The following is a 22,629-nucleotide window of genomic DNA, read 5'->3' as shown; positions in this document are numbered from 1 at the left end:
TAATTCATATCTTGTAGTTTTTTGATAAACTAAAATCAATTATCAATATGCCTACTTGCATATTTGTGCATACACACAATTTTATTCTAATGTTTGTCGCGAAAGGTGTCAACTTAAAAAAGCCCTTTCTTTTGGAAAGGGCAGCAAATATTAGACAACGTCACATTTTTAGGTTTCCGCCGTCACGAATTGTTTAAATTTTAGAACAAACGCCGCATAGTCTGCTGTTTGACTAAGCTGCTTGATGTGGATGGGTTCGGACATGGACAACAGTCTATTTAACAATTTAGTTCTAAACAAAGAAAGACAACACCTGTCCTGTTCAGTAAGTGTTGTCTTTCTTTTTAACGAGTCGTATTCACTCGTTATTTATTCATCTAAGGGTAATTCTTCTTGACCTTCTGCTTCTTCTGTAATGGTTGAACCGTCACCGATGCCATATGCATCACGGACCAATTTAGACACTTCTGCCATCATTTCAGGATGATCCGCCATGTATTGTTTGGCATTTTCACGGCCTTGGCCAATTCGTTCTTCTTTGTAGCCATACCAAGCACCACTTTTGCTGATAAGGTCTTTTTCCACAGCCATATCTAGTAATTCGCCTTCTTGGGAAATCCCTTGGCCATACATGATATCAACTTCTGCCACTTTAAATGGTGGCGCCACTTTGTTTTTAACGACTTTAATTTTTGTGCGGTTACCGACGATGTCTGTTCCTTGTTTTAACTGTTCTGCACGACGGACTTCTAGACGAACCGTTGCGTAGAATTTCAATGCACGTCCACCAGGAGTTGTTTCAGGATTTCCGAACATCACGCCAACTTTTTCACGAATTTGGTTAATGAAAATAGCAATTGTTTTTGTCTTATTAATTGAGCCTGATAATTTACGTAGTGCTTGAGACATTAGTCGAGCTTGTAAGCCGACATGGCTCGCTCCCATCTCACCATCAATCTCTGCACGAGGAACTAACGCAGCAACCGAGTCGATGACAACGATGTCAATCGCACCACTTGAAACTAAGGCATCGGCAATCTCTAAGCCTTGCTCACCCGTATCTGGTTGAGATAAAAGTAATTCATCAATGTTAACGCCTAGTTTCTCCGCATATTGAGGATCCAATGCATGCTCAGCATCGATAAAAGCGGCTGTTCCACCATTTCGTTGCACTTCTGCAATTGCGTGTAAAGAAACAGTTGTTTTACCTGAACTCTCAGGACCATATACTTCAATAATTCGGCCACGTGGATACCCACCTACGCCCAATGCAACATCTAACGCTAAAGAACCACTAGGGATAGTTGAAATTTTTTGATCAGCTTTTTCGCCTAATTTCATAATAGAGCCTTTCCCAAAGTTCTTTTCAATTTTTTTCAGTGCGGCATCTAAAGCCACTTTACGATCATCTGCCAATGGATAATCCTCCTTTAATTTATATAAACTTATTTTTCATTTCCTGTTAGTAGGTCTATCATATCTCTTTTGTACCAAAAAAGCAAGAAGAAACCGAACAAACATTCGCATATTTATTTTTTATTAATGATTCGGCGCCGCAGAAGATCTAACCCTCGCATAACCGCACTCTGTCTAATATAATTTCGGTCACGGTTAAAATGGAAACATTCTGCAACAGTTGGTTGGCCTTCTTCCGCCAGCCCAATCCAAACAGTGCCTGTCGGTTGACCTTCGATTGGGTCACCAGCGACCCCAGTAAATGATAAACCATAGTTAGATTTAGCTAACTGACGCGCTTTCTCTGCCATTTCTTTGGCACACGCTTCACTTACCGTGCCATGTTCTTCTAAAAGTTCATGAGAAATCCCTAAAAAGTTCTCTTTTGTTTCTTGCGAATACGTCACGAAGCCTCCCTTAAAAATCTTCGAAGCACCCGCAATTTCCCCCAGTGTACTTTGGAATAGGCCAGCGGTGAGGCTCTCAGCAGCCGTGACGGTTTGTCCGTTTTGTAATAACAAATCCACTGTTACCTTGGCTAAACTATTGTCATCCCCATACCCATAAAAATAGTCTCCCACTTTAGCTAAAACCTTTTCTTCCGTCGCTGTTAATAATTCTTCGCCAGCTACTAAGTCTTTTGTTTTAACTGTTAAACGAAGTGTCACTTCATTAGGCTTAGCATAAGGCGCAATGGTTGGATTCGTTTGGTGCGCAATCAACGATTGAATCTCGGTCACCAGCTGTGATTCACCAATGCCATAAAAACGCAAGACTCTTGAAATCAATTGTTCTTCTTGTGGAAACGCATCAATCAATAAAGGTCGTGCCGCTTGTTGGAACATCGGAATTAATTCATTGGGCGGCCCTGGTAAGAGCAAATAGCTTGTTGTGCCTTCTGTTACGAAAGAACCAACCGCTAATCCTGTCGGGTTTTGAAGAACTTGTCCACTTTCAATGGCTAACACTTGTCGTAGATTATTTTCCGTCATTGGCCGCTTAGACTGTTGGAAAAACTGGTGCAAGCGGTTCAATCCTTCTTGATCTTCTACTAATGATTTATGGAGATGTTGTGCGACAACTTGCTTGGTTAAATCGTCTTCTGTAGGTCCTAGCCCTCCACATAGGACAATTAAATCACTTCTTTGTTCTGCTTCTGTTAGTAGCGTTTCTAAGCGGCCGCCGTTATCGCCAACAACGGTCTGATAGTAAACATCGATGCCTAGCGCAGCTAACTCTTCTGATAAAAAGGTGGCGTTGGTATTCACTACTTGTCCCAGTAATAACTCTGTTCCGACTGCAATGATTTCTGCTTTCATTGATTTCCCCTTCTCTAATAACATACGTAGTTAAACTCACTTTCCATTTTAGCACAACAAAATTTTTACAAAAGAATTTGAGCTTCAGGAAATAATTTTTTTATCAGGAAATTTATTAATTATTACGAAAAAAATGTTCATTTTCTCACAATACATTGTATAATAACGTTATATCGAAAGGAGAGAAATGAATGAGTGTAGTATTAGTACTTTTGGGTCTATTAGGGTTACTTGTCAGCGGGGGACTGACTATCAAAGCATTAATTAAGAAACAACCGAAAAAACAATATGGCTATGCCGCATTAGCAAGTGCCGCTCTATTTATTGGTGGGGTTGCCACGACAGATTCTTCCCCAACGCTTTCACTTGATGCAGAGAGTGTTGAAACCGATGCCAATGGCTCAGCCACCATCAAAGGCGAATACGACGGCAACAGCAAACTAACGGCCAATGGCAAGGAAGTAAAAACGAAAGACAAAACGTTTGCTTACAAAGTAAAACTGTCCGATGAAAAAACGCAAAAAATCACCTTTGTTGCTGAGAAGAAAGATACCAAAGTTGAAAAATCAGTCGAAGTCACACCGTCAAAAGAATTTATTGCGAGCATCACAGATTCTGAGCAAGAATTGGCCAAAACAGAAAAAGCCTTAGCTTACGCTGAAAAGCAACCTTCTCAGAAAAACTATGATGAAGCCGCAACCTTAGTATCTTCATTAAGTCAAGAATACGAGGAATACAATGATCGCCTTGAAAAAATCAAAGAAGCAGTACCTGTTGATGAAGCAGTTACAACTGCTGAAAAATCTAAAAGTAAAAGCGATTATCAAGCAGCTGAAAAATTAGTGGCTGCTGCCCCAGTTGGCAAAGAAGGATTTCAACAACGATTAACGACTGTTCAAACCGCTATCGCTGAAAAAGAAAAAAATGAACAACTAGTCGCCAGTGCAACTGCCGCTGTTGAAAAAGCTGAACAAGAACCAACCAATGAAGCTTACTATAATGAAGCGATCAAACAAATTGACGCTTTAAACTCCCCAAATCAAGCTTTAACAAAACGGGTAGCCGTTGTTAAAACTCAATTAGATGCCCACAAAGAAAAACAACGAAAAGAAGCAGAAGCTCAGAAACTAGCCGCTGAAAAAGCGCAAAAAGAACAAGCCGAAGCGGCAGCAAAAGCGCAAGCTGAAGCAGAGGCGCAACAAGCCGCACAGGCGCCGGCGGAAGTCGAGACGGCTGCTGCGGAAGCACCAAGCGGTAACGCCTTAATTAAAGGGTCACGTAATGGAATTTATCATGTACCTGGAAGTAGATATTATAATAGAACTACGAATCCAGTAGCTTGGTTCTCTACTGTTGAAGAAGCAGAAGCAGCAGGATACCGAGCACCCAAACAGTAAAGACATTAGCAATAATTAATCAAACAAGAAAATGGGGTCTCCGTTGTTTTAACGGAGGCCCCATTTTTCTTGTTTCTTTTATTGATACACACTGATTCGTTGATTTGGGTGTGCATTACTTTCCACTTCATCTAACATGGCAACGGCGTAGTCTGCGTAACTAATGTAGCTGTCACCTTGACTATTGGTTGTTAATTCTTCGCCAGCGACTTCATAATGGCCTGTCGCAGGACCTTCAGCATCAAACATGGCTGCAGGACTAATATAGGTCCAGTGGATGTTTTGAGCTTCTTTCAATAAGTTTAAAGCTTCGCCCATCGCCGAAGCTAATGGCTGAATTTCTGCTGGGAATGATGGTGTATCTTTTAATTGAGTTGTGTGTTCTGGGTCCACATACAAGGTTCCAGCGCCCCCAACGACAAACAAGCGCGTTTTTTGATTGGTTAAAATCTCAATCAAATGCTGGGTAGATTTTGGAAAATCTTGCACATCAGGGAATCCTAAGGCACTAATTAATACATCAAACGCTTGAATATCTTCTGTTGTTAATTGATAAACATCTTTTTCAATGGTCGGTGTGCCATCTGTTATTTTTGAAGCATTACGAACGATGGCTGTCACGTCCATCCCGCGACGTTTAGCTTCTGCTAAAAGTAATTGTCCTTCTTTTCCTGTTGCTCCTAATACTGCTACTTTCATGTAAATCATCCTTTCATTTTTAAATAGAACTAAAATAGTTACATTTAATACTTTAAAAGTAGAGAGATTACTTATCTCTCTTAACTTCTATTTCATGAATCACATCTGCTAAGGTGATGCTTTTCAATTCTTCTTCCATTTTTTGTTGCACTTTAGTAAATTCAGTTTCTAGTACCGATTGGATATTTGCCCCAACGGAACAGTTTGGATTAGGATTTTGATGAATATTGAAAATCTCTCGTTCCAATTCAACCGCTGTGTAAATTTCATACAGTGAGATCTCTTCTGGTTTCTTTAATAAGGTATTTTTATTGGCTCCACGCATGGAATGAATCAAGCCGGCTTTTTTTAACTGGCTCATTAGTCGTCGAACAACGACTGGATTCGTATTCACGCTCGAAGCAATGTATTCAGAAGTCACTTGTTCTTGAGGACCTGTTTCAATCAAACTTAAAATATGAATCGCAACACTTAATTTCGTTGACATGGCCATATCTAATCACTCCAAACTAAATGTAACGTTATTTGTTACATTTACAGAATACGCTGTTTCGTTTTATTTGTCAATGAGAAACCTCTGACTATTCAAAATAAAAATCATTTGTTGAAACAACACGGGCCCCAAACGGCATTAACGCTAATTTCGCCAATTTAAAGGATTGTTGCCCAAACGGAATACCGATGATTGTCAGACAAAGCAACAAGCCACTAATACAATGCCCAATTGCTAATGGTAGTCCACTGATAATCAGCCAAATAATGTTTACCACCAAAGATACGCCGCTATCACTATACACGACTCGCTTTTTAAACGGCCAAAAGCTCAACCCCGCTAATTTAAAACATTGTAAACCAATCGGAATACCGATAATTGTAATACACCAAATCACGCCTGCGAATAGCCAAGATAAGCCACCAAAAAAGCCGCCAAAGATGAACCATAAAATATTGCCAAGTGTTTTCATTCTTGTTCCTCTACTTTCCTCATTAAAAATTATGTATGTGAGTAAGTATACCACGAAAGCTTCTTTTTGTTTCAAACAATATTGTAAGGTCGCTGACTCGTTAAAAGACGAAGACGCTATTTCATGATACAATGAAGAGACTAACGATAAAGGAGCAGACTTCATGGACTTACATTTAACCGTTGATCTAAAAAAAACAAAGACACTCATTGATTTAGCCGATCAGGCCCACTTAATCATTGAACAAACAACTAAATTACCGAAAAAAGAAGCAGCGATTCTTTTCTTGCTAAGAGATAACCAACTAGTTGCTTTAGGACTTGCTGAAGAAAAAGCTACATATAAAGAAGTTTCTTTTGATCACTCGATTTTGTTGAAACCGACTTGGGACACAGAACTTGCCTATTTAGCGCAAGCTTTCCTAGATGATGCGAAAGAAAGTGGTTTAACATTGGAAGCAACCCCAGCGACAGTCAAAATTCCGAAAAGTGCGGTAGCGACAGTGACTAACTATAAAGAAACAGTCACCTTTATCTTGGAACGTTTTGGCTACTCTCTGTTTAAAAAACCGGCGCCGAAGAAAGCCAGACCAGCCAAAGCACGCCACAAATGGACAAAAGAAGTCAGCCAAATTCCTTTTTATATTGATACTCGACAAAGCAAAGCAACAGTTTTTTGGCAAAAGCGCAATGAAATGCTTATTAAAGCTGGCGCGACAATGATGCCCGAAGCCCCTTTAAATAAAGACGGGTCTGTCGGTTTCTCCGCCAGATTTGGTGAAAAACTTCGTGATGAACGCAAGGGCCAATTTAAAGACTTTGTCACAACGGAAGATATCGTCTTAAAAAGCGTTAATGAAGTCGGCTTGTTTCTCTATTTTGCTGGAACAAACAGCTGGTTAGAGCTAGTTGATGAGAACGGCAAAACCTTAAATGAATGGACTGTGGTGGAATAAACCTTATAAAAAATGTCGCACCTGATTTTTATGATTCAGGCGCGACATTTTTTTAATTTAAATAACTTTTTGCTATCGCTTGATACTTATCAATCATATCTAAGTAATTATCAATTTCGACATATTCGTCGACTTGGTGTGCAGTAGTGGTCACACCTGGTCCAAAGACAACGCAATCAAATGTATTGTCTGATTTAGTAAATTCAGCTAAGTCTGTGGTCCCAGCGCTTGTCACTAATGGTAATGGTTGATCAAATTGGGCTTGAATGGCTTGAATTAACGCAGAATCTTTCTCAGCTTTTACAGGAATTTTATTGTAATCAGTCGTTAATTCTAACTGATGTTTTTCTTTTTTGTTCAATTCATCGACAATTTTTTGTAATAATGCAATGACTTGGTCGTTGCTGAATTCTGGAATTGAACGGATATTCCCTTGCAAGGCTGCTTGACCTGGAATACTGTTCACTTGTGTGCCACCTTTAATGACGGTTACATTGTGAATCGTTCGGCCTAATTCAGGATTTTCATAGTTTGCTGTGACTTCCGCCATTTGTTGGTTTGCTTCTGTAATAAATTCGTTCAAATTATTAATTGCATTAATGCCTTCTTCCGGCATCGAACTGTGGGCTTCTTTTCCGTGTGACACAACGGAGTAGTTAATTGAACCCATGTGCGCATACATCAAGTTATAATTGGTTGGTTCTCCAATGACTAAGGCACTTAAATCATCCGCATAGCCTTTTTCAGTTAATTGGCCAGCACCTAGCTCACCGACTTCTTCACCAACTGTACCTAAAAATTTAACCGCTCCCTTTAATGGAACTTCCTTTTCTTTTAATTCAATCATTGCTAGAACCATTGCGACTAAGCCGCTTTTCATGTCCGTTGCGCCACGGCCATACAATTTATTTCCTTCAATATGGGCCGCAAATGGCGGGAAAGTCCATTGACTTTCGTCCCCTTCAGAAACCACGTCCATGTGGCCACTAAACCCTAAGACTTTTTCTCGGTTTTCACCTAAATAAGCAACCAAACTACTACGATTTGGTGCATAAGAAACAAGTTCAGAAGGGATCTCATATTTTTTCAAAAGATTTTGTAAATAGATTGCCACTTCTTCTTCGTTTCCATTTACAGATTTAATTTTAACCACATCTTGTAAAATACTAATTTTTTCTGATTTTTCCATTGCCATTCGCCCTTTCTTGTTATGCTTAATTCTAGTGTACGCTTCTCTCAGTAAAACCGCAACTGACTTGGTTAGATCAGTAAAAAACACGCGACATTTCTTAAAACTGTCGCGTGTTTTTTGCTGAGTTTATTTTAAATAATTAGGCGCTGCCAATTCATTCTCAATGACTTGATTAGGAATCACAAATTCAGGGGTGCCCATATAGTAAGGCGCAATCTCTCCTTGAGGAAACACAATCACTAATTGGTGTTTTTCATTGATATAGAAAGGTTGGTCCTTTTTAATTTTTTTGAAGGGTTGAACATCACTGGGGGCATCCTCTTTTTCGGACCAGTATATTTTATTGCTATCGTTCTTCATTTGGTCTGCTATTTGTTGTTTAATTTCACTACTAATGACATCAATGTAAAAATCATTTTTAAAAATTAAGGGGAGTGAAACGACAACATTGGCTCGTTTGTCGATGGTGTCATATTTCGTTGTCGTCGCAGAACTGCCTTTAATTTCTGTGAAGGTTCGTTTGACCACTAGGAAGCGACGGTCGTCCACGACTTTTTCATAATCTCCAGTGACTGAAACACGAGAACCATCAAACAATTGCCCTTTGACTTGTTGAAATTCTGTTTGGGCTTCTTTCAAGTATTTTTTGTTGAGCGTGTCGGCTACTGAAGATTCTTGGGATGTTTGGATTTTAGGGACATCGATGTTTACTTCACTTTCCTGTTTTTTCGCTGTCAACGTTTTGATGGTGACTAATTGAACAATTTTATCTAACACAGGAATGTTGCGGGCTGCTTCACTAAAACCTGGAAACAAATTGACTGATAAGACAAAGCCACAAGCCACTACTAGACTACTTTGCAGTGAGCGGTTTCTAAAACGAAGCCAGGTGTACCGCTTTTTCTCTTTATGAAAACGCGCTTTGACTTCCGCTTGTAGATCCGTTGGCAACGGTTGTTGGCGGTATTCTTTTGAAAAGTTTTTAACAACACTTTTTACAAAATCTTCCATTATTTTTTCGCTTCCTTTCTTTTACTAATTCAATAGACTTCGGAGTTCATTCAAACTGCGGTACATCTTCGTTTTAATCGTGTTTTCGTTAATATCCAGGATCAAGGCGATTTCTTTTAGCGTAAATCCTTCAAAAAATTTTAATAGAATAATTTCACGATTGGGACTATCTAATTGATTAATAATTTCTTCAATTTCTAAAAAACTGCGTTGGGGATTATTTAAAAGGGCTAACACATGTTCATCTTTTTCAATATGAACAGCTTCTCGTTTCTTTTTACGCCAATAATCTGTCGCTACAGAAAGCAGAATTCGAAAGAACCACGCGTCAAAATCATTAATATCGGGTCCTTTTTGGATGGCCTTCAGTGCCTTTTCAAAGCTTTCTTGAATCACATCCAAGGCATCTTCTTTCGAATGTGTATAGTTAAAGGCAATGCGATACATTTTTTCATATTTGGTATCCACAAGCGTTTCTAACGCGCGAATTTGTTTTTTTCTTTTCCAACCATCGAAAACCATCGATTTCTGGAACCTCCTTTCCTGTACACTTATATAGACGAATCACAAGCATAAAAAGTTTCAACTTTTTTATTATTTTTAATTTTTATATTCTAAAAGAAAAAGAAATCACCGTCTAGTCTACGATGATTTCTTTTTCTCTTCTCCCGAGTGCGGTCTTAGTGCACTCAGCGTTTTAATAAAATGCGACCAATCAACAGGACGTGGTGGCGCTAGCCAAATAATTTGGGTAATCTCAGGCCAATCGACAAAATGAATATCCGATAAAATTAATTGTACACTTTCATCTACATGTGCTTTGAAAATGATATTCCATTCCGTAATTTTTTCAATATTTTTTTGTATCATACGATTATAGGCTTCACCAAAGGAAAAGTCGACACACAATGTAATCGGAGCCAAAACTTTTTTCAATGGTAACGCATCCACCATTAACAACAGATACCGATAAAATAAAAACCGTCTGGCATCCCAAACAGCGGGATTCGTTTTTTGTTCTTGAATAAATTGTCGACTAGCAGAAAAATACTCTGTATACGTTTCTGCAAAGTAGGTTATATCCATTTTGCGATAACTATAGTTTGCTTCTATTGGAAAATGGAACAATTTAAAATGTACGATTGTTACTTTTTGTTCAAAACCTTGCAGGACTTCCTCGGAAAGCTGAAATTGTATTTTTAAATAGCTTAACAAGTCACGATTCAATTGTTGAATTTCTGCAAATCTTTGGCAAAGTGCTGCTGAAGCTACTTGAAGCCACTCTTCAGCAATTAAAAATAAGAGTAAATAATTGCCTTCGTTTGTTCGTTGTGGTTCTGGGATTTGAAGACTCTCTAACCAATTGAAAACATTCTGCTGATTGTCACCGGCTAATTGTTTTAACACTTGCGAATCTACTTTTTTCTCTACATAAAACTGTTGCTGCGTTCGTACTAAAGAAACCGCCAAAAAATGAAAACATTTAGCTTGTGCATAGCCCGCACGCTGATTAAGATGAACCTTCTCAGAAAAAAATAGCTCAAAGTTCCGAATCTGCTCTAAAACTTTTTTACCGTACAATGAAAAATCACGTTGGTATAATTGTAAAAAAACCAGTGTTGTTACTTCGCGTAAATTGGTTTCATTTCCCACCAAGTGAAATTCTTTATTAATTGTAATTTGATAATTTTCCAGCATTTTCTTTAATTCCTTGAACTCCTTATAAGCCAATGTGTGACTAACAAAGTGTTCTAACGCAAACTCATTCACAGAATCAAAACGCTGAAAAAAGAAATCTTGAAACATAGCAAAACGTAACGACTCTTTAATATAGCAATCAATCAAAGTATCGGAAGTTTCCGTTCCTGATTCATTAAGAGTTAAGAAAATACCATCGCTCACAATTTGAAAATCCTCTGATAAACCAAATTCAATAAAATCGGCATTTAATTCAGCGACCGTTTTGTTCACGATAAATTCAGATAATTCTAACTCCTGCATTACGGTTTCTTTTGACTCTGTTAACATCGGTGCATTTTCCAGTAACTGAAATAAGGCGATTTTTCTTTTATCCACTTTATTTAAAAACATCATCAATATCATAGACTTCTCTCACATCCATTTTTTTCCCATACAATCCATTTCCTGAAAGAAAGTACCCAACCGCTGCTAAATAGCTTTCAGATTCTTCATCGCCGCCTGCACCAAGTCCGTTAGGAAAGACAAAATCTTTATTCACTTGTAGGGGATGAGCCGTTGTTTCTTTTGTTTGTTTCTTTTTTTCTTTTGACATTGCCGGTTTCTCCACAGGTTTGTCTTTTTTCTTGGGTGAAGGCTTTTTTTCTTCAGAAGGAACCGTAGTTTTTTGATCTTCCTGAGGGGTTGGCGCAGGTTGTTCCGGTTCTGACTTTTCCTGAGGGGTGATTGATTCTGGTTTTGGTTGAATTTCTTCCGTTGGTTCTAAGGGATTATAAATAGGTGTCGCCAATGTTTGAATTGGTTCTATTTCGACAGCCGTAAAAATTAGCAAAGAACTAAATAAAAAAAGATACTTTTTTCTCATGGCTTCTCACTCTCTCTACCTCTACTTTATGGGAAGCAATTCCTTGTAAAAGTACCTTTACTTTTACAAGGAAAACCCTTTTTGTCAATAGATAGCCCTTTTTATTACTCAGATTGTTGTTCTTCCTCTTTTTTCTTTTTACGATACAAGAAGAAAATCAATAAGAGCAGCGCTAGAATGATTAATGCAATCAGTAGATACAACCACCAATTGGTTCCTTTAATGGTTACGTCTTTTTCATTTAATTCTTTAGCGACGTCCCCAGAAATAGTAAATTCTTTTGTAAATTCCCATTTGTACAGGTACCGTTCTTCACCATTGGCGCCTTTGACTTGATAGGTGCCCTTTTCATCTTTTACACCATAGGCCGTTGATTTCAAGACATATTTCCCTGGCGTTAATCGTTCCCCTTTTAAAGAAATTGGGTAACTAAAGTTAGAGTTTGGCGCCACTTGCATATCCTCAGTATCGGATTGGTAAAGCGTTTCGCCTCCTTTTGAAACAGTGTTGATTAAATGTAATTGGTTTAAATAGGCCGCTTGTGGGTTTTGTAAAGAAACATTGATGACGTTTCGCGCGTTGACTTGGCCTGGTTTAACCCCCAGTAATTTTAAATCTGGTTGAACCTTTGTCTCATTTTGCTGAAGAATAATAGCCACAACATAGGAGTATTCATTATTAATAGCTAACCCTTTTGATTGGTCCGCAGAAGTCGTGGTTTCTTTCTTTTTCTCTTTGAGTGTTATGCCGCCAGCCATCACGCCATCAAAAGAATCTTTAGGCATCGTGATGGTTAAAGGTAAGGTCTTTTGGGAATGCTTCGGCAAGATGATTTCTTTCGGTGCTTCCACATAATCTTTTAAGTTAAAGCGTAAAGTTTTGTCAGGTTTGATCCCGTTTTGGCCATATTCTACTACGCCATTTAAATTCGTTGTCGCTGAGTTCACCGTATTTTCAATGGTAATGTCTTCATCTGTATCATTGCGTAACTGAATTTCTACGGTTTGTTTGGCACCAGGCGCCATTTTTAAGTCAAAGTAGGTTTTTGATTTATCCACTTGATTTTCGGGAATTGTTGGTGTGACCGTAAAATTAAATTCAGAAGCGTGCGCCTCCACGCCAATCCAGCCAAATAACATACAAGCGATTACCGTTGCATATACTTTCCATCTGTTCATATTCATTCTCCTATATCTTCCATTCTTTGTTGTATTATAAGCACCAAAAGACCGAAAGATAAGCCAAAAAATTTTTGACTTATATCCCGATCTTGCGTGTATGCTGTCGTTCTTAGTTTCCTGTGTTAGCAGGTGTATCTGTCAAAGTCCAAGTAAAAGTTGTCGTGTATTTTTTCGCATATTTTGTGGTTGAACCAGGTACTTCTAATGAAATACTTGTTTTAGCGGCATCTATACTATCGCCCCAGCTCATTAAGTACGTGCCCGCACCTTCTTTATCGCCAGCAGCCATGACCACTGATTCAGCCCCAGTTGGGTTTAATTCAATCGTAGCTGGCGCTGTCGTTGGTTTTGCAGATTGTGAAGCTGAAACCACGCGTCCGTTGCTTAAAGTTACTTTGGCCGCTGTTAGTTCTTGGTTGGCTTCAGTTTTGAATTGACCATTTTGTTTTACTTTTAACGTCCAACCTGTTTCAGTCCCACGATTATCTGAGACTTGAACAAAGTTCGGGCCTTCTTGATCGGCACCAGCGTTATCTTTGTATTTTTGTGTTTCTGCATAGTAGGTCATATTTTTTGAGGTAATCGTTTGTTCCCCAAAAGATAAGCTAGATGCATAGTCAATGGATAACGGACCTGCTGTCCCTGGCTTAGGCCCTGTCGGATCAGTTGGATCAACTGGCGTAATTGGTTTATCCGGGTCTGGATTCGTCGGATCAACTGGATTCGTTGGGTTCGTATTTGGTGCAAATTGAATCGCTCCGTTTGTTTGGTATTCACCACCGTCGACTGCTAATGCACTCATTGGTACAAGTGCCAGTGCTCCTAAAGTTGTGGTTGCCATCAATGTCATTACTTTTGTCTTTTTCATTTATTTCCCTCCATTATTTACTGGTACATCTGAAAGTAGCCAAGTCAATGTTGTTTTATATTGTACTGCATCCTTAGGGGTTTTCCCAGGAACAGTTAGTGAGATTGCCCGTGTGATTGTGGCATTTACTTGCTGTCCTTGTTGATTTTTTTCGGTCACTTTTTCTGCTTGCCCCCACAGCGTGATCCACGTTCCGGCGCCGGTCTTTTCTGGGGCTTGCATGACAACAGTTTCTGCGCCCGCAGCATCTAATTGAATGTTTGCGGTAGCAGTTGGCGGCAATACGTCCGTCGCATTTGAGCGAACACTGGGCTCAGTAAAGGCAACGGTGGCGCCTGTTAATTCTTTGTGTAATGTTTCTGCATTACGAAATTGACCATTTTGTTTCACTTTTAAAACCCAGCCAGCATTGGTTCCCCGTAAATCACTTACTTGTACATAATTAGCAGTTGCCAATTCACTTGCTGAACCATCTGGGTTTTTATAGGTTTGCGCTCTGGCAAAATACGTTTGATCCTTATTCGATATCTCATTACTCCCAAAATCCAAACTTGAGGCATAATCGATGGAAAGTGGCCCAGGTGTGCCTGGATTAGGTCCATCAGGATTCGTTGGATCGACTGGTCGAACTGGTTTTTCTGGATCGGGATTTTCTGGATTCACTGGATCTGTTCCATCTGTGCTTGGGGTAAAAACAATCGACTGTTCGCTATCAAATACGACCGTCGCCGCTTCAGCAGGAACAGTGGCGCCAAGCAACATTGTTCCGAATAACAAGGAGTAGACGACTGTTTTTTTCATTTACTTAGCCTCCAACATTCGTTGGTACAGATTTCAATGTCCATGTTAAGGTCGTACGATATTCTTTTGCTAATTTAATCGCTTTACCTGGGACATTTAATTTCACGGCAGTAGCACCTTCTGTCGCATCTTTCCCAAAACGATAGACCCAAGTCCCCATTCCTTTGCCATCTTCTGCTTTGACTAATTCTACTTCTGTTCCAGGAACAAAGGTATGTGCTGCTGTTGGTGTTGGCGCGTATGCGGCATCAACAATCGATGTCACACCTGCATTGGCAATCGATAAAGCGGCCCCAACTAATTCTTCATTTTGGGCTGTTTTGAATTGCGCATTTTGTACAGCGCTTAACGTCCAGCCTTCTTGTGTCCCACGTTTATCCGTTACCTGAACATAGTTGGGACCTGTTGTTCCATCTTTAAATGTTTGAATTTGTGCGTAATAATCTTTCGTATCGGAAGTGATTTTTTGGGCGCCAAATTGAAAGCTTGAAGCATAGTCAATTGATAAGGGGCCTGCAGTCCCTGGTTTTGGTCCAGTTGGGTCAGTTGGATCTTCTGGTTCAACTTTTTCATCTGGATTGGTTGGGTTAACTGGCTTCGTTGGATCTGTATCTGGTTCAAATGTAATGGCGCCATTACTTGTATAGTTCACGTTAATATCTTCCGCAAATGCTTGTTGTGTCGCTAGGACACCGCTAAATCCTACAATCCCTACTACTGCTAATACTGTTTTTTTCATCTTCTCTTCTCCTTTTAATAAATAATATGCCTATAGTGATAAGGCTGATTCCCAAATAAATAAATGGTGCTTGATTGGTGGTACCTGTCGCTGGTAATCTTCCTTGTCGCGACCCATATACGCCAGAAGAAAGGACGGATGAAGCGCCTCCGTCAGCTGGCTTGGTGGGTTCGGTCGTTGTGGAAGAATTACTAGTCGCTGTTGTCGACTCTTCTGTGGGATATTCATACGTTCCATAAAAGGAGACAACACCACTATTTTCATAAGCTGCTTCCCCAAACGCAGTGTCTGAATGACAGAAGCTGAAAAGACCTAAAAAACAACTAAGCAAAAGGTATTTTTTCATCTCACTTCTCTCCTCCTTGTTATGGTGCCATGACTAATGACCATGACAATGTCCCTTTGAATTCGCCAACTTTTTGTTTCTCGACTGGCACAGATAGTTTAAGCCCCCGTTGGTTTGCCGCACCCCAACCTTGGTTAATTGTATAACTACCTGAACCGGAGCCTTCATTTTCTGTAACAACCGTATCTCCTTTATTGAGTAAAAATTCTCCTTTGTCTGTAACCAATGACAAATCTTCCAATTGATCTGTGCCGTTCGTTAAGGGATTCGTTACCTGAACATTCAGTTTCCAAGGCGTACTTTCTGTCCCGCGTGTGTCTTGAACGACTAAATCATCTGAAAGAGTTGGCCAGTAAACTTCTGGCTTGGCAGAAATTTTTTGTTTGCCAAAATCAATTGTTTTAGGTACTTTTTCTAACGTTAATTCACCTGAAATAGACACATTGACTTTTTTATTTAACGTTTCACCAGCTTCTGTAAATTGATAATTGGCTGGCACCGTTTTGGCTAATTCTTCTGGTTTCGCTTGTTGAATGGCTTGGAAGGTTGCGGCATCAAGACTTGGTGTTTGATTGGCCCGACCATCTGCGAAAATCACCGTTGCTTGTGTCCATTGTGCCAACTCGTCTGAATTCGTTAAGCCATTTGCTTCTTTTAACTTCAAATGCGCACTTGTCGCATACAAGGCAAACGAACGATCTTTGGCAAGCACACTTTCATTTTTCACAACAACTAAATGAACCGTTTTGTTTTGCAAATTATCTCCTGACGTCCCTGCTTCTAATTGAATATCATGTGTCCGCGATACAGTTTTTTCTGCTAACGGCGCTTGAATTTGTGGTAAATCCGTCTCTTTTAATGAGGTCTTGAAAAACGGCCGACCTTTTGCGCCGAGCATTTCCACTACTTTATCAACAGTTGTTAGCTGTGCTGCCTCGTCCTCTGTGACAATCACCGATTGCCCCGAAAGTTCCACTTTATTTGAAAATTGAACTTTCACCTGATAACTGTAGTTCATATTCGTCGCTTTCCATGAAAGCGGGGTGGTATCTTTTTGCTCTGGAATTTGCTCTATCGTGCTCCCAACTTCACTAGATTTAACCGTTCCTTGGTGCAACCAAGAACCTGTTACTTCGTCAGGAAGGAAGCTTAGGGTTGGTGTTAAAGTACTTGAGGTCGGAATCATCAAACGTCCTTTTTGAACTTTTTGTCCAGCTACTTCGGTGCCCCACGCTTGTAAGGTTAACGGCGCATTGCCGGCTTTGACCTCTTTTACATCATGAGAAATAGTACCTGCACCTGCCACAATTCCAGGCGTTTCCACTTCATAATCGATGATAGAGCCAGGAATTGCTATCCCATAGCCATTGGCGCCCTTGGTTACATCGTTATCGCCAATAAATGTTTTTCCAGTCGCTTTTTCAATCCCATGAAACGTTGTTGGCGTAAGTTTTGTAGCATTATTGACCGTTGGATTAATCGTCAAGACCTGATAGGCTTTGACATTTCCAAACCAAGTCCCTGTGCTATCCACCAAAGCAGTTGTATCTGTCGTTGGTTTAATCCATAAAAGTTCATCTTTTGTTGGATCGACAGCTTCAAAATCCGCAATGTTTACTTTACCTGTACCAGGAATTGTTTCTAATGTTGCATGATCCTGAACCGTTAGTTTGCTAGCTGAAATTAAATTGGCCGTGTTGGTAATCCCAATTCCTGCATTTTTAGATAGATGAATTGATCCGAATTCATTGTAAGTCGTACTATGATTCGCGGCAGTAGCAGAAACGCCATTTTTGATGTTCCCACCATTAGCCATTAATTTAATGCCATTGGTGACATTTAATTCCGTAAAGTTGACAACGCCTAAGCCTGTCGCATTTAGTGGTTCTGTTTGATAGTTATCAAGTCCATCAACGTTCTCGCCAATGTTAATGACAACCTTCTGAGCATTTTTAGAAACAATGGTATTGGTGAAACTATCTGTTGCATTTCCACCAGATAAGCCATTGATTGTTTTGGCACCTTGTAAATTTATCTCGACATCACGTAACAGCCCTGTCGTAGGGGCATTACCATAATTTGTTGCATATAAGTTACCAATACTTGAACCTGTTGCTTGAATATTCATAATAATTTTGCCACTTTTTGTATATGAGGACGTCCGCGCGCCATCTCCGTATATAGCTGCACCATTCAAAACATCTGAACCTGGTTTTGTATAGATATTTAGCGTGATTGTATTAGAATCATCTGTTCCTAAATTAGTTGTTCCGTTATAAGGAACACCTCCTGAAATAGACGTTCCCGAAGGCAATTTAAACTCGCGATTGTAGTTTCTTAAATCAATGGTCAAATTTGCGTTTCCTAACAAAGAACCAACATTTGTTATTCCGCCAGAAAAACCATTCGTTCCTTCACGAGGAGTACCAGAAAAGTCGCCACCGTAAACAATATTATTAGAATTTCCAGTAACAGTATGATCACTTGAAGCACCATAAGATGCTCCCATTGAGGCATTAATGACACCATCATAAACGGTTACTCCAACATTCCCGACAATTTTTTTATCATTCCAGCCACCACCAGATAAGAACCAGTCAACTTGACCATTCCTGACAGTTGCTTGGGCATTTCCATAAACTCGACCGCCTTCATAACCACTTCCTTCTAAGGTATCGACAATACCTCCATTCAATGTATTAGAGGTGTTCCCTTCAACAACGCCAGAAAATAAACCACCGTATGTTCGTCGAGCTACAGCATTATTAATTACTGTATTTGACTCACCGCGAATGTAGATAGTCCAAGCATCTCGACCAATGACAAGACCACCGCCAGCAATATCAAAATCTTTCGCATTCGCTAAATTATTTCTACTAGAAGAATAATTCGTGTCAGTTGGACGACTTCCTTTATAAACCAAGCCATCGCCGCCAGCTGTGCCATCGCCTGTTTGTGTTCCAACTTCTATAGTTGCCTTACCTTCTACGTAACCACCTACACCAGCTGCGGTTGTTCGCCACAGATCCGCATTACCAAATGAACCTTTAACAAGATGTGAGTGAATATTTCCTAAAATTTTATAAGTTGCACTATCAAAAGCTAATTTTGCCCGTTGCTCTGATGTATAAGCATCATAGATACCTTCATTGGAAGCCCCTAGTGCTGCTTTTGATAATCGATCAGCTTCCGTTCCACTACCACCATCAAAATTACCTATACCGCCTTGAGCAGCTGTTGTTCCACCAATAACCGTATTTTCAATATTTCCTGTTATTGTGCCGTTATAACGATTGGCTCCAATAATACTTGGTCCATAGGTTGTATAATTACTTGCATCGAGGGTTGTGGAAATTGCATTTGTTCCACGATTTGTTCCAATATTCCCACGACCTGAACCACCAACATAAGGCCCTCTTGAACTCCAACCGCCATATCCAGATAATGAATTTTTAATGGTACCATTAATGTTTCCATAAAGTGCGCCACCATAGTAAGTGGACATCCTAAAAGAACTATTTGCTTCCGCTGCAATGTCTAACTCATTGGAAACACTCCCGGTCACAGAAATTGGGTTTGCTGCTGTACCAATTCCTGCACCATAATAATTAGAAAGAGCACCATTGATTCGTTTAACAGAAACGGTTACATTCCCATCGACTGTACCTAGATTTGCACCGCCTGATAGCGTATTGATTCCGGAGACCGTGTTATTAATAAGCAACGTTGGGTTTCCTTTTAAAGTTCCACCATTATTATTTCCGCCATAAAAATACCACGTACCTGAACCTGTGCTATTTACTGTAATCACAGGATTTCCTGTAACATCGCCTGAATCCGTTCCGCCAAACACAGAGAAACCATTCCCGATAGAACCACCATTCAAGGACAAACTATGACCGTTTAAATACATTTGTGATCCTGTGTAAGAAATATTTCTTAAAGTAATATCTGTACCGAAGTGAACAATTCCTAGTGCCAATGTTTTGGAACCTGTAGGTAAAGTTGTATCCATACTAATCGGATCCGCGCTGTTTCCAGTAATCACTAAATGATTGACTTTACCTTGCAAGGCGTAAAAGGTCATATTACTTGCCGTAACGGTGTCAGGAATCACTTTAGCGGTGGTCGCCGCACTCGTCGTAATATTGTTTCCTATATAAAGAGTGAAATCGCCATTGTTCCCCTGTTGATACAAATCAAACAAGGCTTCTTTCAAGCCAGCCTCTGTCGATGCATATTCTTTGTACGCTGCTCCATCTCCTGCAGGACTTGGCACAACAATCACTTTTGTTTTATCTGCAGGAGCAATTGTGTCCGCAATGGACTGATCAATTGAAACAGCTCTGGCCATGCGTGTCAGTTTCTGTTTAAAGACAGCCGTAAGTTGTGTATCTTCTGAAAACTCTAATTGAAGAAGTTCTTCATTTGTATATGTTTTTCCTTGGTAAGACCAGCCAACGAAAGTCGCATTTTCCTCACTATTCGCCCATTTTGGTAATTCTTCTGTCCGAAGTGGCTGATTTTTTTCTTTTACCACTTGATAACTTTTGGCATCATTTAGAAACAAAGCTTGATCCGTTGTTTCAAAGGTCAAGGTGATTTGCTTCTGCTCTTCGCTTGGTTTTGTTTCTGTGGAAGAGGTGGTTACTTTTTCTGTGATAGCACTAGATTCCGTCATTGATGACTGTTCTATAGAATGTGCGCTGCTTTCTTTTGTTGCTTCACTTGTACTGGTTTCTGCTGTTTTTGGCTGTGTCTGCGTACGTTCTGTTTGTTGCTCCCCTTCAATCGCCCACGCTGAAACAGATAAAAATGGTTGTACAAGTAAACAAGTTGCCAATAAAACAGCGATTTTCTTTTTCATTAACTTCATCACTCCTCCCTCGAAGTAAACTTTCCACAACCAACCTATGGCTCAAGTATACGAAGTTTTCTTCTGATTTTTTTAAAGATATTTTCTTAATTTCAAAAAAAAAATTTATTTTTTAATTTTCTTTTTGTTAACTAAACGAATTTTTTGCTGTTTTTTGTAAGATAAAATGTTAATTTGTTCACAAAAATAACAAAAACGTTGTTTTTAACATTAAAATTAACAAACGAGTTCGTAGTATAGCACGGATTTTTTCTCATGTAAACATCATTAAATAAACATTTTTGTTTAATTTATACATATTTCTCAGCTAAAAAAATGACAAAAATAAATAAACAGAGGCCTTAGAAATATTTCTAAGGCCTCTGTTTATTTATACGTATTCACAAACTGGACTGTTTCTTGGTAACATTGTTTAGCTTCTTTTGTTTGATAGTCGAATTGATATTCGTGGGTGATCGTTGCTTTCTTATCTTTGAAAAAGAGAGCTGAAACTGGAACATTTAAAGTTTTTAACCGCTGAACCAAGGCTAGTCCTTGCTCTTGGAATGAAAAACTATTGCCATCTGTTAGATACGTCGGGGGAAATTCTTTGGTGACTTTATCCACTAAACTCACTTCTTGCAGTTCTGCACTCGTCTGCCAGTCTTTAGTGCCGAGCAAGGACCAAGCCACTGTTTTAACGAAAAATTTCATAAAACGATTATCACTTTGTTGGTTGGCCATTTGTTTCAAATCCACCGGACCACAATACGAGAGTGTGCCTTTTAAATGGCTAGCCGGCAACGCTGCAGTCATCCCTAATTCTTTGGCATAGTTGGCATTGGTTTGAACTGTTGCATATTGTAGAGCAATCTGTGCACCCGCACTGTCCCCGCCAATAAAAAGCTTAGATAAATCTAACATGGGATACGCTTGTTTCTTTTCTAATAAAAATTGAACAAGTTCATTGACCTGCTGGAGCTGGCTTGGATAAGGTGCGTCTGGTGCTAATTCATAATTCATTGAAATAAAGGCAACTGAGGAATCAGCCACTAAACGTGTCGCAAACTCTTTCATCCCAGACTTATCTCCTCCCACATAGCCACCACCATGGACCCATAAAACGACTGGTACCGCTTGTTTTGACGTTTGGGGATAATACAAATCAAAGGTATTCTTTTTTCTTGAAGAAGGGTATGTTTGATTTTCTTGCAATTGGACATTGGGTAATGCTTTATCATAGGAAGCTGAATCTTTTATTTCAACTTCGCCTGCGAATAACTGGTTGATGACCCAAGCGCCTGGCTTAGGAGATAATTGAAAGGCGAGAAACACGCCTAAGCAAATAACCACAAGGATTCCTAACAACCAAAGGATAAAACGTACGATTTTTCTTTTCACTCTATTCACCTGCTTTAATTTGTAGCAAAATTATAGCATGTTTTTTAGCCAAAGCGTTTATTTTGAAACAGCTTTTTTAGAATTTGATGTACTTTTATCATTTGAAATGCTTTCTTAAAAGCTGTAAAATGAACAAAATGACTTTAACCTTTAGGAGGTTGCCAAATGAAAGCTCTGATTTCCATTGATTATACGAATGATTTTGTCGCCACAGACGGAAAACTAACCACTGGTGCCGCTGGACAAGCCATTGAAACGGCCCTTGTTCAACAAACAAAGCACTATTTTGACAATGGCGATTTTGTGGTTTTTGCCATTGATGGGCATGACCCCCTAGATCGCTATCATCCTGAAAATAAACTTTTCCCGCCCCACAATGTCTTAGGAACTGACGGGCGTAATCTGTTTGGCTCGCTAGCTGATTTTTATCAAGCTCACAAAAATGAGGCAACCGTTTATTGGCTGGACAAACGGCACTATTCTGCTTTTAGTGGCACGGATTTGGACATTCGGTTACGAGAACGAGGAATTACAGAGCTTTGTTTAACTGGTGTTTGTACAGATATTTGCGTGTTGCATACGGCTGTTGATGCCTATAATTTAGGCTATCAATTAATGATTCCCGAGCATGCCGTTGCTAGTTTTGATGAACAAGGACACGAATGGGCGTTACGCCACTTTAAACAAACTTTAGGAGCAACCATTCTATAAAAAGACTGGTCAATCCGACCTATCTATACTCAAAAAATCGTGTAAACAACACAAAAAAGCCTGGGACAAAAATCACTTTGGATTTTTGTCCCAGGCTTAAAAATTGATAAACGGCGGGAACAGAATAAGCAGAGTCTGCTAGCTGATAGAAATTAGCTACTCATAAAAGAG

General features: G+C 39.5%; 20 protein-coding genes. 3 read left to right on the top strand and 17 right to left on the bottom strand.

All coding sequences use genetic code 11. From position 1 onward, the window contains the following. Nucleotides 1-369: 369 nt before the first annotated feature. Nucleotides 370-1,416 (bottom strand): recombinase RecA, encoded by a 1,047-nt coding sequence (gene recA / locus AB1I62_RS14850; protein ID WP_002354860.1) that lies wholly within the window; start codon nt 1,414-1,416, stop codon nt 370-372. A gap of 113 nt (nt 1,417-1,529) precedes the next feature. Next, nucleotides 1,530-2,774: a competence/damage-inducible protein A gene (locus AB1I62_RS14845; RefSeq protein WP_033660204.1), complete on the bottom strand. Its 1,245-nt coding sequence runs from the start codon at nt 2,772-2,774 to the stop codon at nt 1,530-1,532. 191 nt (nt 2,775-2,965) lie between these two features. On the opposite strand from AB1I62_RS14845, the gene AB1I62_RS14840 reads away from it, so the two are divergent. After that, nucleotides 2,966-4,171 (top strand): hypothetical protein, encoded by a 1,206-nt coding sequence (locus AB1I62_RS14840; RefSeq protein ID WP_002360981.1) that lies wholly within the window; start codon nt 2,966-2,968, stop codon nt 4,169-4,171. A 78-nt stretch (nt 4,172-4,249) separates the two neighbouring features. Here the strand turns inward: AB1I62_RS14840 and AB1I62_RS14835 are convergent, their stop codons facing one another. From AB1I62_RS14835 to AB1I62_RS14825, 3 genes are all read right to left on the bottom strand, one after another. Then, nucleotides 4,250-4,879, bottom strand: coding sequence for an NAD(P)-dependent oxidoreductase (locus tag AB1I62_RS14835; RefSeq protein ID WP_002354854.1), 630 nt, complete (start codon nt 4,877-4,879; stop codon nt 4,250-4,252). A gap of 58 nt (nt 4,880-4,937) precedes the next feature. Continuing rightward, nucleotides 4,938-5,363 carry an Rrf2 family transcriptional regulator gene (locus AB1I62_RS14830; RefSeq protein WP_002383201.1) on the bottom strand — a complete coding sequence of 142 codons (426 nt, stop codon included), beginning with the start codon at nt 5,361-5,363 and terminating at the stop codon, nt 4,938-4,940. A gap of 88 nt (nt 5,364-5,451) precedes the next feature. Beyond that, the gene (locus tag AB1I62_RS14825) at nt 5,452-5,835 is read right to left on the bottom strand and encodes a YccF domain-containing protein (RefSeq protein ID WP_002358999.1); all 384 of its coding nucleotides are present in this window, start codon (nt 5,833-5,835) and stop codon (nt 5,452-5,454) included. A gap of 163 nt (nt 5,836-5,998) precedes the next feature. Between AB1I62_RS14825 and AB1I62_RS14820 the strand changes: the two genes are divergently transcribed. After that, nucleotides 5,999-6,790, top strand: a complete 792-nt coding sequence (locus AB1I62_RS14820) for a hypothetical protein (RefSeq protein ID WP_002354848.1) — start codon at nt 5,999-6,001, stop codon at nt 6,788-6,790. 52 nt (nt 6,791-6,842) lie between these two features. Here AB1I62_RS14820 and AB1I62_RS14815 read toward each other — a convergent pair whose 3' ends face one another. The 12 genes from AB1I62_RS14815 to AB1I62_RS14760 all read right to left on the bottom strand — a co-directional run bounded on the left by AB1I62_RS14815 (nt 6,843) and on the right by AB1I62_RS14760 (nt 21,747). Continuing rightward, complete coding sequence (locus AB1I62_RS14815; protein WP_367019383.1) at nt 6,843-7,979, bottom strand: ArgE/DapE family deacylase; 1,137 nt, start codon at nt 7,977-7,979, stop codon at nt 6,843-6,845. A gap of 129 nt (nt 7,980-8,108) precedes the next feature. Further along, nucleotides 8,109-8,993 carry an RsiV family protein gene (locus AB1I62_RS14810; protein WP_002365402.1) on the bottom strand — a complete coding sequence of 295 codons (885 nt, stop codon included), beginning with the start codon at nt 8,991-8,993 and terminating at the stop codon, nt 8,109-8,111. Between the two features lie 24 nt (nt 8,994-9,017). After that, nucleotides 9,018-9,515, bottom strand: a complete 498-nt coding sequence (locus AB1I62_RS14805; RefSeq protein WP_002372752.1) for an RNA polymerase sigma factor — start codon at nt 9,513-9,515, stop codon at nt 9,018-9,020. A gap of 120 nt (nt 9,516-9,635) precedes the next feature. Beyond that, on the bottom strand, nt 9,636-11,096 hold the full coding sequence (locus AB1I62_RS14800; RefSeq protein WP_002358995.1) for a helix-turn-helix domain-containing protein: 1,461 nt from the start codon (nt 11,094-11,096) through the stop codon (nt 9,636-9,638). Then, nucleotides 11,071-11,556, bottom strand: a complete 486-nt coding sequence (locus tag AB1I62_RS14795; protein ID WP_002372750.1) for a hypothetical protein — start codon at nt 11,554-11,556, stop codon at nt 11,071-11,073. Before AB1I62_RS14795 ends, AB1I62_RS14800 begins: the two co-directional genes overlap by 26 nt. Before the next feature lie 104 nt (nt 11,557-11,660). Next, nucleotides 11,661-12,740 (bottom strand): DUF916 and DUF3324 domain-containing protein, encoded by a 1,080-nt coding sequence (locus AB1I62_RS14790; RefSeq protein ID WP_367019381.1) that lies wholly within the window; start codon nt 12,738-12,740, stop codon nt 11,661-11,663. A gap of 106 nt (nt 12,741-12,846) precedes the next feature. Continuing rightward, nucleotides 12,847-13,605 carry a WxL domain-containing protein gene (locus AB1I62_RS14785; RefSeq protein ID WP_131639183.1) on the bottom strand — a complete coding sequence of 253 codons (759 nt, stop codon included), beginning with the start codon at nt 13,603-13,605 and terminating at the stop codon, nt 12,847-12,849. Next, nucleotides 13,606-14,406 (bottom strand): WxL domain-containing protein, encoded by an 801-nt coding sequence (locus tag AB1I62_RS14780; protein ID WP_002385162.1) that lies wholly within the window; start codon nt 14,404-14,406, stop codon nt 13,606-13,608. Between the two features lie 4 nt (nt 14,407-14,410). Next, nucleotides 14,411-15,145, bottom strand: coding sequence for a WxL domain-containing protein (locus AB1I62_RS14775; RefSeq protein ID WP_002354838.1), 735 nt, complete (start codon nt 15,143-15,145; stop codon nt 14,411-14,413). Further along, entirely contained in the window at nt 15,102-15,491 is a 390-nt protein-coding gene (locus AB1I62_RS14770) for an LPXTG cell wall anchor domain-containing protein (RefSeq protein WP_002354835.1), read from the bottom strand. Before AB1I62_RS14770 ends, AB1I62_RS14775 begins: the two co-directional genes overlap by 44 nt. A gap of 19 nt (nt 15,492-15,510) precedes the next feature. Beyond that, nucleotides 15,511-20,367, bottom strand: coding sequence for a hypothetical protein (locus AB1I62_RS14765; protein WP_367019379.1), 4,857 nt, complete (start codon nt 20,365-20,367; stop codon nt 15,511-15,513). A 366-nt stretch (nt 20,368-20,733) separates the two neighbouring features. Next, nucleotides 20,734-21,747 (bottom strand): alpha/beta hydrolase, encoded by a 1,014-nt coding sequence (locus tag AB1I62_RS14760; protein WP_002370135.1) that lies wholly within the window; start codon nt 21,745-21,747, stop codon nt 20,734-20,736. A gap of 165 nt (nt 21,748-21,912) precedes the next feature. On the opposite strand from AB1I62_RS14760, the gene AB1I62_RS14755 reads away from it, so the two are divergent. Continuing rightward, on the top strand, nt 21,913-22,458 hold the full coding sequence (locus AB1I62_RS14755; RefSeq protein ID WP_010778018.1) for a cysteine hydrolase family protein: 546 nt from the start codon (nt 21,913-21,915) through the stop codon (nt 22,456-22,458). Nucleotides 22,459-22,629: the final 171 nt, after the last annotated feature.

The organism is Enterococcus sp. AN402, from assembly GCF_040719405.1.
Classification (GTDB): Bacteria; Bacillota; Bacilli; order Lactobacillales; family Enterococcaceae; genus Enterococcus; species Enterococcus faecalis.
Note: the sequence above shows the minus strand (reverse complement) of the source record. Positions and strands in the feature narration are given on the sequence as shown.